A 13,238-nucleotide genomic window follows, 5' to 3' on the forward strand; every position below is an offset into this window, starting at 1 on the left:
CTATGTAGATGCAGCTCCATCAGCTGAAGTACTTCGTCGCAGTGGCTGAAGTGCGACATTTCACCCAGGCGGCCGACATCGTCGGCATAACCCAGCCATCGTTGAGTAAGCAAATTCACGCGCTGGAGGACACCCTTGGTGCCCCCCTCTTCGAGCGGGTAAGGGGCAACATCACCCTCACCGCCGCCGGGGAGGTGTTGCTGCCGCTGGCCAAGCGGATCCTCGCCGACGTGGAGACCGCGACCCGCGAGGTACAGGAACTTGTCGGCCTGCGGCGCGGCCGGGTCCGCCTCGGTGCCACCCCGAGCCTGGCCACCTCTCTCGCACCGCCGGTGCTGCGCCGATTCCGCGACGCCCACCCCACCGTCGACCTGCGGGTGGAGGAGGGCGGCTCCCAGGACCTGGTCCGCGACCTGCTCCGGGGCGACCTGGACCTGGCGCTGATCATCATGCCTGCCCAGGGCGCCGACCCGGGGCTGCGCGCCGACCCGATCCTGACCGAGAGCCTGGTGGTCGCCTCGGTCGACCCGCTGCCGACCGCCTCCTGCGGCGGCGAGCTGCGCATCACCGACCTGCGCGACCAGCCCCTGGTGATGTTCCGCGAGGGCTACGACCTGCGCGACGCCACGCTCCAGGCGTGCCGGGAAGCGGGCTTCGAGCCCACCCTCTCGGTCGACGGCGGCGAGATGGACGCCGTGCTCAGCTTCGTCGAGGCCGGGCTGGGCGTCGCCCTGGTCCCCGGCATCGTGGTGGCCCGGCGGCCCGGCATCCGGGTCACCCGGCTCGCTCCGCCCGGCGTACGCCGGACCATCGCGGTGGCCCGCCGCCGCGACGTGGTGCCCACCCACGCCGGCCGCGAACTACGCCGCATCCTCCTCGAGTACGTGCACACCGCCACCGCCACCGCCGAACTTCCGCCCGGCGTGGAACCCCTGGCCTGAGGCTCAGCGCCCCTCCGCGTCGTCCATGGCCCGGTAGATGCGCTGCTCGGAGACCGGATACGGAGTGCCCAGCGCCTGGGCGAAGACGTTCACCCGCAACTCCTCGATCATCCAGCGGATCTGCCGTACGGGGGCAGAGTTGCGGCGGGCCGGCGGCAGCGCGGCGAGCATCTCGTCGTACTCCCGCTGGACCACCGCGACGCGGTCCTGCTGAGACTTGTCCCGGGCCGGGTTGCCGGGCAGCCGGTCCAGCCGCCGCTCGATTGCGGTCAGGTAGCGCAGCAGGTCGGGCAGGCGGGCGTACCCGGCCTCGGTGATGAACCCGGCATGCACCAGGCCGGTGAGCTGCTTGCGGATGTCGGCCAGGGCGGCCACCACGGCCAGGTTCCGCGTCGCGCCGAGCCGCTGCTGCACCGCGTACGCGGCGGCGAGCACCGCCCGGACCCGCTCCATCACCGCCAGCACGGTGTCCACCAGCCCGGCGCGGACCTTGTCCCGCAGCGCGGCGAAACCGTCGGCGTCCCAGGCCGGGCCGCCCGCGTCGGCGATCAACTTGTCGATCGCCGCACCGGTGGCGTCCTCGATCAGCGCCTGCACCCCGCCGTGCGGGTTGCGCGACAGCGCCAGTTTCGCCTCGTTGCTCAGTCGCCCCTGGAGGAACTTCGCCGGTGCCGGCACGTTCAGCCGCAGCAGCCGCCGGGTGCCGGCCCAGTGCGCGGCCTCCTGCTCGGCAGCCGAGTCGAACACCTTCACCCCGACCGTGGCGCCCTCGTCCACAAGCGCCGGGTACGCGGTCACCGCGTACCCGGCGCGCACCTGCTCGATGGTGCGCGGCACGGTGCCGAACTCCCAGGTGGTCAGGCCGGTGCGCGCCACGTCCGGCGCGGCGGCGGCCACCACCTGGCGTACCTCGGCCTTCAGTTGGCGTTGCAGGGCCGGCAGGTCCTTGCCCTCGGCGACCGGCTTGTCGTCCTCGCCGAGCACCCGGAAGGTGACCCGCAGGTGCGGCGGCAGCTTGCTCGGCTCCCAGGCCTCCCGGGGCACGGTCACCCCGGTCATCCGGCGCAGCTGCCGGGTCAGGGCGTCCAGCAGCGGCTCCTCGCCGGGCGTGATCGCGGCCAGCGCGGCGCGGGCGTAGTCGGGCACCGGCACGAAGTTGCGCCGCACCGGCTTCGGCAGCGAGCGGATCAACGCGATCACCAGTTCCTCGCGCAGCCCCGGTACCTGCCAGTCGAAGCTCTCCGCCGGCACCTGGTTGAGCAGCGGCAACGGGATGTCCACGGTCACCCCGTCGGCCGGGGTGCCCGGCTCGAACGTGTACGTCAACGGCAGCGCGACCCCGTCGGCCCGCCACTGGTCCGGGTAGGCGGTCTCGTCCACCCCGCCGCGCCCGGCGTTGACCAGCAGCTCCCGGGTGAAGGTGAGCAGCTCGGGCCGCTCCCGCCGGGTCTTCTTCCACCAGCTGTCGAAGTGCCGCCCGGAGACCACCTCGGCGGGAATCCGCTCGTCGTAGAACTGGTAGATCGTCTCGTCGTCGACCAGGATGTCCCGCCGCCGGGCCCGGTGCTCCAGCTCCGCCACCTCGTCGCGCAGCCGCTGGTTGTCCCGCCAGAACTGGTGGTGGGTGGACCAGTCGCCCTCGACCAGCGCGTGCCGGATGAACAGTTCGCGGCTCAGCGTCGGGTCGATCCGGCCGAAGTTCACCTTGCGCGAGGTGACAAGCGGTACGCCGAAGAGGGTGACCTTCTCGTAGGCCATCACCGCCGCCTGCTTCTTCTCCCAGTGCGGCTCGCTGTAGCTGCGTTTGACCAGGTGCTGGGCCAGCGGTTCGACCCACTCCGGCTCGATCCGCCCGTTCACCCGACCCCAGAGCCGGGAGGTCTCCACCAGCTCGGCGGCCATCACCCAGCGCGGCGGCTTCTTGAACAACGCCGAGCCGGGGAAGATCGCGAACTTCGCCCCCCGGGCACCCAGGTACTCGTGTTTCTGCGCGTCCTTGAGACCGACATGGGACAGCAGGCCGGGCAGCAGCGACTGGTGCACCAGCGGAGTGTCGATCTCCTCCGGCAGGTCGGCGGTCGGCGTACGCAGCACCTGGCGCAGCTGGCTGACGATGTCCTGCCACTCGCGTACCCGCAGGTAGTTGAGGTACTCGGCCTTGCACATCCGGCGGAACGCGCTGGAGGACAGGGCCCGCTGCTGCTCGCGCAGGTAACGCCAGAGGTTGAGGTACGCGACGAAGTCCGACTCGGAGTCGGCGAAGCGGGCGTGCGCCTGGTCGGCCTGGGCCTGCTTCTCCGCCGGCCGCTCCCGGGGATCCTGGATCGACAGCGCGGCGGCGATCACCAGCACCTCGGTCGGGCAGCCGTTGCGCTCGCCTTCGAGAACCATCCGGGCCAGCCGTGGGTCGACCGGAAGCTGGGCCAACCGCCGGCCCAGCGGGGTGAGCCGGCGCGCCGGATCGCTCTCGGTCAGGTCGAGCGCGCCCAGCTCGTGCAGCAGGTTGACGCCGTCGGTGATGTTGCGGCGGTCCGGCGGGTCGATGAACGGGAAGGCGGCGATGTCGCCGAGGCCGATCGCGGTCATCTGGAGGATGACCGAGGCCAGATTGGTACGCAGGATCTCCGGGTCGGTGAACTCGGGGCGGGCGGCGAAGTCCTGCTCGTCGTAGAGCCGGATGCAGATGCCGTCCGAGGTACGCCCACAGCGGCCCTTGCGCTGGTTGGCGCTGGCCTGCGAGACCGGCTCGATGGGCAGCCGCTGCACCTTGAGCCGCTGCGAGTACCGGGAGATCCGGGCCGTACCGGGGTCCACCACGTACTTGATGCCGGGCACGGTCAGCGAGGTCTCCGCGACGTTTGTGGCGAGCACCACCCGGCGGCCGGAGTGCGGAGCGAAGACCCGGTGCTGCTCGGCGACGCTGAGCCGGGCGTACAGCGGCAGGATCTCGGTGCCCAGCAGCGCCCGCTTCTGCTGCACCAGCTTGCCGAGCGCCTCGGCGGTGTCCCGGATCTCCCGCTCGCCGCTGAGGAAGACCAGGATGTCGCCGGGACCCTCGGCGGCCAGTTCCTCGACCGCGTCGCCGATGGCCTGGATCTGGTCGCGGACGTTCTCCTCGTCCGCCTCCTGCTCGTCCTCGACGACCTCGACCAGCGGTCGGTAGCGGACCTCGACCGGATAGGTGCGCCCGGAAACCTCGACCACCGGCGCGGGCTCACCGTCGGCGTCGGCGAAGTGCCTGGCGAACCGGTCGGTCTCGATGGTCGCCGAGGTGATGATCACCTTGAGCTCGGGCCGACGGGGCAGCAACTGCTTGAGGTAACCGAGGATGAAGTCGATGTTCAGGCTGCGCTCGTGCGCCTCATCGATGATCAACGTGTCGTACTGGCGCAGCATCCGGTCGGTCTGCAACTCGGCCAGCAGGATGCCGTCGGTCATTAGCTTGACCAGGCTCTGCTCGCCGACCTGGTCGGTGAAGCGCACCTTGTAACCGACCACGTCGCCCAACTCGGTGCCCAGTTCCTCGGCGATCCGGTCGGCGACCGTACGGGCGGCCAGCCGGCGGGGCTGGGTGTGGCCGATCAGGCCGCTGATCCCGCGCCCCAGCTCCAGGCAGATCTTCGGCAACTGGGTGGTCTTGCCCGAACCGGTCTCGCCGGCCACGATCACCACCTGGTGGTCGCGGATCGCGGCGGCGATGTCGTCCTTGCGTTCGCTTACCGGCAGCACGGCCGGGTAGGTGATGGTCGGCACCGCGCTGCGGCGTCGTTCCAGCCGGGCCTCTGCCGCGGCCACTGCGGCGGCGATCTCGGTCAACGCCGACTCGCGCCGCTGCGGATCGCGTAGCCGGCGCACCCCGTCGAGCCGCCGACGCAGCTGGCGCTGGTCCCGGAACATCAGGCTCGGCAGGCGGCGGTGCAGGTCGCGGACGGTGTCGGGCGTGGCGGAGGCGGGTGGATTCTGCATGTCGTCGCCAAGGATAGGCAGCCCGCCGTCGAGCCGCCTCCGGGTTACCCCGGGCCGATCCCTGTCGACCGCCCGGATATCCCCGTCGCCCCTTTGCTCTGCTTCACCATGCGCAACGGTTCCGGCCGGAAACCTGTGCGTGGGTTGAGGCAGTGCATTAGGGGGTGCGTGGTGCACCGGTGCGGTGAGCGGCGGTCTATCGTTGCTCACCGACCGGGAACGAGCACGGGGACGCCGATGACCATGCGGGACACCGACCGGGCGCTGGTGCAGGCCGCCAGCGCGGTGGCCAAGCTGCGCTGCCGCAGCGCCGCCCACACCCTCGCCAGCGCGGCACGCACCGCCGAAGGTCGGGTCGTCTCCGGGGTGAACGTGGTGCACGGAAGCGGTGGCGCCTGCGCCGAGGTGGTGGTGCTCGGCACCGCCGCTACCCAGGGCCTGGAGCAGCTGGAAACCATCGTGACGGTCGGAGATCGCGGGCGCGACGTCGTCGCTCCCTGCGAATCATGTCGCCGGCTGCTGGCCGAGCGCTTCCCGACGCTGCGGGTGATCGTCGGGCCGGCCGATGATCCGCAGGTACGGCCGATCACCGACCTCTCCGCCGCCGGCTGATCCGTGCCGGTCGGCCTCTCCGCCGCTGGCTGATCCGTGCCGGTCGGTCTCCCCGGCGTGAGTCGCCGGCCGGGGGCTCAATCGCCGGTGGCGGCCTCCAGCATCGAGCGCGGGACCGGTACGTTCTCGAAGCGGACGTTGCCCTCGGGCACCATCCAGGAGAACACCTGCGCGATCAGCTGGCCCGCGCGTACCGCCGGATCGTTGCGGTACAGCTCGCGCGCCATGTCAGGGTCGACCGAGAGCACGACGGCGCCCCGGAACTGCTGGTCGTCGTGGTCGAGGAAGGGCCCGGCCGCGAGCACCGCCCCCTGCTCCACCAGCCCGGCCTGATGCGCAAGGTGCGCGTTCTCCAGCAGGTCAGCCGCCTCCTGCGGCAACTCGGGCGCGTCCTGCGGCCGAACCAGGAGCACCACGGTGTGCTGGTCGAAGCGCATGTCCACACCCTAGGCAGGGGCGACACGTGATCCTCGCGATTTCCCCGATAGTGCGTCACGGCCCCACCCTGGACGAGTGGGGCCATGACAGCGCAGCCCTGATCGGATAGCCCCTGAATGCGGATCAGGCGGCGGTGGACCAGATCGCGCGGAACGCGGCGGCCTCGCCGGCCAGCCACTGTTCGACCTGCTCGGGCTTGACGTCGGCGGGCATCCGGTGGGTGGTCCCGCGCCGGACGTCGACCAGGACCGGCTCGGCGTGCGGCAGGACGGCGTCCATGTGCCGGGCCATCAGGTGCAGGGTCGCGAGGACCGCCTCCTCGCTCGGCGGCGCCTCGTCGAAGTGCAGGCGCACCGCCTCGGCGCGGCCGTCGGCGTAGCGGACACCGAAGTGCGGATTGATCTTTACGGGGAGGTCGCCGAGCATGGCCAGGGCGTCGCGGGTCTGCGCCAGGTCGACGTCGGCCGGCGTGCCGAGTGAGTGCAGCCAGGCCGTCGCGCCCGGCACCAGGGCCTGGTAGAGCGGGCGCCAGCGGGGCTTGACCAGATCGACGACCTGGGACACATGGGTGCCACCGGTGTGGAAGGCGACGTCGGCCTTGAGGGCCTTGACGAACTGGCCGTGCGGATTGAACCCGGATCGACTGGCGCGTTGCCGGCGTAGGCCGCCCACGAAGTTGGCCTTGGTGGGGCCGGTGCGGTCGACGTAGCGGGTGAAGCCGAGCAGCGTCGCGTACGGCGTCAGGGGGGTGGAGGTGGGCGCTGTCACGAGCATCCTCCCAGGTCAGTAACCCGATTAGTACATACATTCTAATCGACGGGCCTGACATCGCCCAGGGAAGATAAGGGGCCACCCGGACACTCCGGATGGCCCCTGAAGAAAGGATTTTCTACAGCTGGCCGACGTCGGTGATCCGGACGACTGCGGCGCCCGCCTCGTCCGAGGCGGCCAGGTCGACCTCGGCGCTGATGCCCCAGTCGTGGTCGCCCTCCGGGTCGTCGAGAATCTGCCGTACCGTCCACCGCTCCCGGCCCTGCTCGATCATCAGCAGCGCCGGACCCCGGGCGTTCGGCCCGGTCCCGATCTCGTCGTACGCCTCGAAGTACGGCTGAAGCGCGTCGGCCCACGCGTCGGCGTTCCAACCGGCGTCGGCGTCCAACTCGCCGAGGGCGTCCCAGTGCCGCAGCGCGGCCAGCTCCACCCGACGGAACAGGGCGTTGCGGACGAGGACCCGGAACGCCCGGGCGTTGCGGGTCACCGCGGCCGGTCGGTCGTCCAGGGCGGCGGCGACGTCCGGCAGGTCGCCCGGGTTGCGCAGCCGCTCCCACTCGTCGATCAGGCTGGAGTCGACCTGGCGCACCAACTCGCCGAGCCACTCGATCAGGTCGACCAGTTCCTCGGTCTTGGCCTCCTCGGGCACGGTCTGCCGCAGCGTCTTGTACGCGTCGGCCAGGTACCGCAGAACCAGACCCTCCGAGCGGGACAGCCCGTAGAACTGCACGTACTCGGTGAAGGTCATCGCCCGCTCGTACATGTCGCGGACCACGGACTTGGGGGAGAGCTGGTGGTCGGCCACCCACGGATGGCCCTGCCGGTACATCTCGTACGCGTTGCCCAGCAGCTCGGCCAGGGGCTTGGGCCAGGTCACCTCGTCGAGCAGTTCGAGGCGGGCCTCGTACTCGATGCCTTCGGCCTTCATCGCGGCGACCGCCTCGCCGCGCGCCTTGAACTGCTGCGCGGAGAGCACCTGGCGCGGGTCGTCGAGGATCGACTCGATCACGCTCAGCACGTCCAGGGCGTACGACGGTGACTCGGCGTCCAGCAGCTCGATGGTGGCCAGCGCCAGGGGCGAGAGCGGCTGGTTGAGCGCGAAGTCGAGTTGGAGGTCGACGGTGAGCCGCACCCGCCGGCCGGTCTCGTCCGGCTCCGGCAGCTCCTCCACCACGCCACCGGCCTTCAGCGCCCGGTAGATGGCGATGGCCCGCCGGATGTGCCGACGCTGGGCGGCGGCGTCCTCGTGGTTGTCGGTGAGCAGGTGCCGCATGGCGGCGAACGCGTCGCCGGGGCGGCCGATGACGTTGAGCAGCATCGAGTGGCTGACCTGGAAGCTTGAGGTCAGCGGCTCCGGTTCGGCCGCCACCAACCGCTGGAAGGTCGGCTCGCCCCAGCCGATCGAGCCCTCGGGCGGCTTCTTGCGTACCACCTTGCGCCGCTTCTTCGGGTCGTCGCCGGCCTTGGCGAGCGCCTTTTCGTTCTCGATCACGTGCTCGGGGGCCTGCACCACGACCCGGCCCAGGGTGTCGAAGCCGGCCCGCCCGGCCCGGCCGGCGATCTGGTGGAACTCGCGGGCCTTGAGCAGTCGGGTACGCACCCCGTCGTACTTGGACAGGCCGGTGAAGAGCACCGTACGGATCGGCACGTTGATGCCGACGCCGAGGGTGTCCGTACCGCAGATGACCTTGAGTAGCCCGGCCTGGGCCAGGGTCTCCACCAGCCGGCGGTACTTGGGCAGCATGCCGGCGTGGTGCACGCCGATGCCGTGTCGGACCAGCCGGGACAGCGTCTTGCCGAAGCCCGAGGTGAACCGGAACCCGCCGATCGCGGCGGCGATCATGTCCTTCTCGGCCCGGGTGCAGACGTTGACGCTCATCAGCGCCTGGGCCCGTTCCAGGGCGGCGGCCTGGGTGAAGTGCACGACGTAGACCGGGGCCTGCTTGGTCTCCAGCAGTTCCTCAAGGGTCTCGTGCAGCGGCGTCATCGCGTACGAGAAGAGCAGCGGGACCGGCCGCTCGGCCGAGCGGACGACGGCGGTCGACCGGCCGGTACGCCGGGTCAGGTCGTCGACGAACCGGGTGGTGTCGCCCAGCGTGGCGGACATCAGGATGAACTGGGCCTGGGGCAGCTCGATCAGCGGCACCTGCCAGGCCCAACCCCGGTCGGGCTCGGCGTAGAAGTGGAACTCGTCCATGACCACCTGGCCGACATCGGCCCGGCTGCCCTCGCGCAGCGCCAGGTTCGCCAGGATCTCCGCCGTGCAGCAGATGATCGGGGCGTCGGCGTTGACACTCGCGTCCCCGGTGAGCATGCCGACGTTCTCGGCACCGAAAACCTCGCAGAGCGCGAAGAACTTCTCCGACACCAGCGCCTTGATCGGCGCGGTGTAGAAGGTGGTCCGGTCGTCGGCAAGGGCGGCGAAGTGCGCGGCGATCGCGACCAGGCTCTTGCCGGAGCCGGTCGGCGTATTCATGATCACGTTCGCGCCGGAGACGATCTCGATGACCGCCTCCTCCTGGTGGGGGTAGAGGTCCAGCCCGCGCTCGGACGCCCAACTGGCGAACGCGTCGTAGAGGGTGTCGGGGTCGGCGGTCTTCGGCAGCGCGGCGGTGAGTGTCATGGCCGGTCCATGGTGCCTGGAGCACACCCTCGGACGCCAACCGGCTTGGTGTTAAAAAGGGGCCCTTCCTCTACCTGAGGCGTTAGAAGGGGGCCCTTCCTTACACCTTTGCGTAGCGCAGGTCGGCGACCGGCCGGCCGGCGGCCAGGGCACGTCGCTCGAACCGGGTCACCGGGCGCTGCGCGGGCCGGGGCGCGTAGCCATCGTGCAGGTTGACCAGGCCCGGGTCGCCGTCGAGGGTCGCCCGCATCGACTCGGCGTACTCCGCCCAGTCGGTGGCGCAGTGCAGGGTGCCGCCGACCGCGAGCCGGGAGCGCAGCAGGGCGACGTGCGCCGGCTGGATCAGTCGGCGCTTGTGATGCCGGGACTTCGGCCACGGGTCCGGGAAGAAGACGTGTACCGCGTCCAGCGAGTCGGGCGGCAGCAGCCCCACCAGGTCCAACGCGTCGCCTTCGGCGATGCGGACGTTGCCCAGGCCCCGCCGGTGCACGAGGTCCAGCAGGTTCGCGATTCCCGGGGTGTGCACCTCGACCGCCAGATAGTCTCGATCCGGGTCGGCGGCGGCCATTTCGACGGTCGTGTCGCCCATGCCGGATCCGATCTCGAGCACCAGGGGCGCCTGGCGGCCGAAGAGACCGACGGGATCGAACGGAGCGGCATCGTCGACCCGCAGGCCGTACGTCGGCCACAGCTGTGCCAACGCCGCCGCCTGCCGGCCGCTCATCCGGCCGCGACGTGGGTGGAAGGTACGGATCGTCCGCGCCGGGTGTGGCGCGGCGGCGGCGGGGAACGGTTCGGTCGTGGTCACAGCGAACCGAGCCTACGCGAGGATCGCGGCGGATCGGATGTGATGTACGACCGGGGGTGAGAACATCATCCCGTACGGCAGACCGGGTGGTCCGGCGGTGCCCGGCGACTGCTCCAGCGCGCCGAGAGGGGGCATCGTGGCAGCGACTCGTACCCGTGCAGTCCGATCGGTCACCGCGCTGCCGACCGCCCTGCTGGCCCTGCCCGCCGCAGTTTCCCTGCTCGCCGTGGCCCTGATCGCGCCCGCGACACCGGCGTGGGCGACGAACCAGGTCGGCGCGGGCATCGTCCGCGCCGGGCAGCCGGCCACCGGCAGCCAGCCCGACCCCGCCGGGCAGCCGGGGGGCCAGCCCGGGATGCCCGGTCCGACGGTCTTCGTCGAGGTGACGCCGACCATGGTGGAACCGGGCAACATGGTCGGCATCCGCGCGAGCTGCCACGACAACTCGGTCGGCGACACCGTGGTCTCCGACGCCTTCGGTGAGGTCGCCGTACATCCGCAGCGCGGACTGCTGTACGGCACGGCCATGGTGCGGGACCGGGTACGGCCCGGCAACTACCGGGTCAAGCTGGAATGCCGCGGCGGCGAGTCCGCGTCGACCATGATCCAGGTGGTACGCAAGGTGAAGCCCACCCCGGGGCCGGCGACCGGGTTCGGTGGCGCGGCCGACGGTCTCAGTGCCGGGTTGCTGCTCCCCGGTGGGCTGGCGTTGACCGTCAGCGGCATGGTCCTGTGGATCGTCGCCGCCCGTCGTCGCGGCACCCGCCGGTGAGGCCGCCATGCCCGCCTCCGGTACGCCCCGCCCCGCCGGCTCCGCCCGCCCCGGGCGATCCGACGTCCCGGCCCTGACGCCCCGCCCCGCCGGCCGTCCACCGCGTCCGGGACCCCGTCCGGCCGGCGAGCCGCCGCGTCCAGGACCTCGTCTGACCGGCGAGCCGCCGCGTCCGGGAGCCCGTCCGATCGGCGGCCCGCCGCGTCCGGAGCTTTTCCTGCCGTACGCCGATCAGCCGGCCCCTGATCAGCCGGCCCCTGATCAGTCGGCCCCGACCCCGACCCCGCGCGTCGCGCGTCGTGCCCGGGTTGGCAGTGCCACCGCACCGGTGCGTCGGAAGGGGCGGTCGGAGCGCAGCCCCTGGTCCTTCCCGCTCGCCGTGCTACTGGTGATTGCCGGAGTGTTCGCCACCGGCGCTGGGCTCGGCCGGACCGTCGGCGGACCGCTGGACTGGGCCGCAGCCGTTGGTGAGCAGTCGTCGACCACCAGCACCGCCGCGCGTACCACCGTGCGGCCGGTGAGCCTCTCCGTGCCCGCGATCGACGTCGCCGCCCCGGTACGTCCGGTCGGCGAGGCACCGGACGGGTCGATCGCCGTACCGCCGTTGAGCCGGCACCAGGAAACCGGCTGGTACGACCGTGGACCGGTGCCCGGCGAGCCCGGCCCCGCGGTGATCGTCGGGCACGTGGACACCAAGAGCGGCCCGTCGGTCTTCTACCACCTGGGCAAACTACGGCCCGGCGACAAGATCGAGGTAAACCGGGACGACGGCTCGACGGTGGTCTTCGCCGTGGAGTCGGTGGAGCGTTTCCCCAAGGACCAGTTTCCGGCGGATCGCATCTACGGCCACGACGGGCCGGCCGGCCTGCGCCTGATCACCTGCGGCGGCACGTTCGTCGGCGGCCGGACCGGCTACGAGGACAACGTGATCGTCTTCGCCGCCCTCGACACCGTCCGTGCGCCCTGATCCGAGCTCGCACCGCCGTGACTGTCCCGGTTGGGGCGCTGCGAGGTTGGCGTGAGCAGCAACAGGACGAGCAACATCCACAGGATCGTCGCCGTCCGGTTGGCGGTCAACACGGGCAGGCCCAGCGAGCCACCTGCGACGATGATGAGCAATCCACCAGCAAGGCGAGCGTCCGGCCCGTTGTCCCGGATCCGCCACCAGGCAGCAGCCAACGTGGCCAGCAGGAGGGTGTAGCCGACCACGCCCACCGACCCGGCGACCACAAGTGCCTGCATCCAGCCATTGTCGACAGCCCCCACCTGTCCGGTGACGCCGAGTCCCACCAGCGGCGACGATTGCCACACGACCTCCGCCATTGGCGCAAGAATGGACTCTTCGCCGAAGCGGCCTGCGGTGACGAGCTTGAGCGGATCGGCATTGTTGCTCGGGAACAGTTTGAAGAGCGGGGTTTGGTCGGCCCACGCCGGGAAAGCTCCGGAAAATATCCATGCGCCGGCCATGGCGACCGTGACAGCCAGCGACCGTCGCCACCATCCCATCGAGGGCCGGAGGAGCTGCCACACTGCCACCGGTATACCGCCGAGAAGGAAAATCTTGGAGACGGTGATGATTCCACCGCTGCACAGCACCACCAACACCAGGGCCAGCCGGACGGGTGAGCGTTGGTACAGCCAGATGGCGCCGAGTATTGCCACCGAATACAGGACGCCGGCCTCCGCCGGTTGATTGAAGATGCCCGAGAAACGGCCCATTTGTTCGGCGCCGTGTGCTACCGCCTCGCCGCCACCGGACCACCAGGCGAACAACCATTCGGGCGTGCCGCTGCTCACGCATACCATGGTGAGGAACGCATTAGCGATCATCAGCCATACCACAGTCCGGCACAGTGCGGCGATCATTTGCGTCCGGTCCCCACCTATTTGCCCGAGCGCGGCGGTCACGGCTATGACACACAACGGCAGGATCAGGTTGTCCAGCATGGCGAGTGCGCTGCCGGACTGGTGAGCCGATCCGGCGACGGGAAACAGGGTTCCGATCCCGGCCGCCACCAGAATTACGCACTGAAGGCCGACTGCCAGTACGCCGTGGCTGTTGAGCCGGACGCGGTTCCACACCCCACAGACCAGGATCAGCACCACTGCCGCGTACACGACGGTCTGCTCGGTGCGTATCCCCAGATTAGGGGCGAGGTACGGGCCGAACACGGCGGAAGCCATCAGCACAACCGCTGCTATTGGCCATCGGTCAGACGGTGGTGGGTTCACTCACCATCCAACGAACAGGCCGAACTGCTGCAAGCGGCGAGGCGGGAAATTACTCCTTTCGGGGGAAGAGTCGGC

Annotated in this window: 10 protein-coding genes; 4 read left to right on the forward strand and 6 right to left on the reverse strand. The window is 70.6% G+C overall.

Annotated elements, in window-relative coordinates; genetic code table 11:
• The first annotated feature begins 8 nt into the window (after positions 1 to 8).
• Complete coding sequence (locus QQG74_RS11090; RefSeq protein ID WP_341720212.1) at positions 9 to 941, forward strand: LysR family transcriptional regulator; 933 nt, start codon at positions 9 to 11, stop codon at positions 939 to 941.
• Between the two features lie 3 nt (positions 942 to 944).
• On the opposite strand, the gene hrpA is transcribed toward QQG74_RS11090, so the two are convergent.
• Positions 945 to 4,907, reverse strand: a complete 3,963-nt coding sequence (gene hrpA / locus QQG74_RS11095) for an ATP-dependent RNA helicase HrpA (RefSeq protein ID WP_341720213.1) — start codon at positions 4,905 to 4,907, stop codon at positions 945 to 947.
• Between the two features lie 237 nt (positions 4,908 to 5,144).
• Between hrpA and QQG74_RS11100 the strand changes: the two genes are divergently transcribed.
• Positions 5,145 to 5,519 (forward strand): cytidine deaminase, encoded by a 375-nt coding sequence (locus QQG74_RS11100; protein WP_341720214.1) that lies wholly within the window; start codon positions 5,145 to 5,147, stop codon positions 5,517 to 5,519.
• A gap of 77 nt (positions 5,520 to 5,596) precedes the next feature.
• Here the strand turns inward: QQG74_RS11100 and QQG74_RS11105 are convergent, their stop codons facing one another.
• From QQG74_RS11105 to trmB, 4 genes are all read right to left on the reverse strand, one after another.
• Positions 5,597 to 5,956, reverse strand: coding sequence for a YciI family protein (locus QQG74_RS11105; protein WP_341720215.1), 360 nt, complete (start codon positions 5,954 to 5,956; stop codon positions 5,597 to 5,599).
• Between the two features lie 124 nt (positions 5,957 to 6,080).
• Positions 6,081 to 6,725: a hypothetical protein gene (locus tag QQG74_RS11110; RefSeq protein ID WP_341720216.1), complete on the reverse strand. Its 645-nt coding sequence runs from the start codon at positions 6,723 to 6,725 to the stop codon at positions 6,081 to 6,083.
• Between the two features lie 121 nt (positions 6,726 to 6,846).
• Positions 6,847 to 9,351, reverse strand: a complete 2,505-nt coding sequence (locus tag QQG74_RS11115; RefSeq protein ID WP_341720217.1) for a DUF3516 domain-containing protein — start codon at positions 9,349 to 9,351, stop codon at positions 6,847 to 6,849.
• Between the two features lie 100 nt (positions 9,352 to 9,451).
• A complete protein-coding gene (gene trmB / locus QQG74_RS11120; RefSeq protein ID WP_341721196.1) occupies positions 9,452 to 10,075 on the reverse strand; it encodes a tRNA (guanosine(46)-N7)-methyltransferase TrmB in 624 nt (207 codons plus the stop codon).
• Between the two features lie 220 nt (positions 10,076 to 10,295).
• Between trmB and QQG74_RS11125 the strand changes: the two genes are divergently transcribed.
• Both QQG74_RS11125 and QQG74_RS11130 read left to right on the forward strand, forming a co-directional pair.
• The gene (locus QQG74_RS11125) at positions 10,296 to 10,931 is read left to right on the forward strand and encodes a hypothetical protein (protein WP_341720218.1); all 636 of its coding nucleotides are present in this window, start codon (positions 10,296 to 10,298) and stop codon (positions 10,929 to 10,931) included.
• 328 nt (positions 10,932 to 11,259) lie between these two features.
• The gene (locus tag QQG74_RS11130) at positions 11,260 to 11,898 is read left to right on the forward strand and encodes a class F sortase (RefSeq protein ID WP_341720219.1); all 639 of its coding nucleotides are present in this window, start codon (positions 11,260 to 11,262) and stop codon (positions 11,896 to 11,898) included.
• Here the strand turns inward: QQG74_RS11130 and QQG74_RS11135 are convergent.
• Complete coding sequence (locus QQG74_RS11135; RefSeq protein ID WP_341720220.1) at positions 11,844 to 13,115, reverse strand: hypothetical protein; 1,272 nt, start codon at positions 13,113 to 13,115, stop codon at positions 11,844 to 11,846. The two genes, QQG74_RS11130 and QQG74_RS11135, sit on opposite strands and share 55 nt — an antisense overlap.
• Positions 13,116 to 13,238 lie beyond the last annotated feature (123 nt).

The sequence above is a fragment of the Micromonospora sp. FIMYZ51 genome (assembly GCF_038246755.1).
GTDB lineage: Bacteria > Actinomycetota > Actinomycetes > Mycobacteriales > Micromonosporaceae > Micromonospora.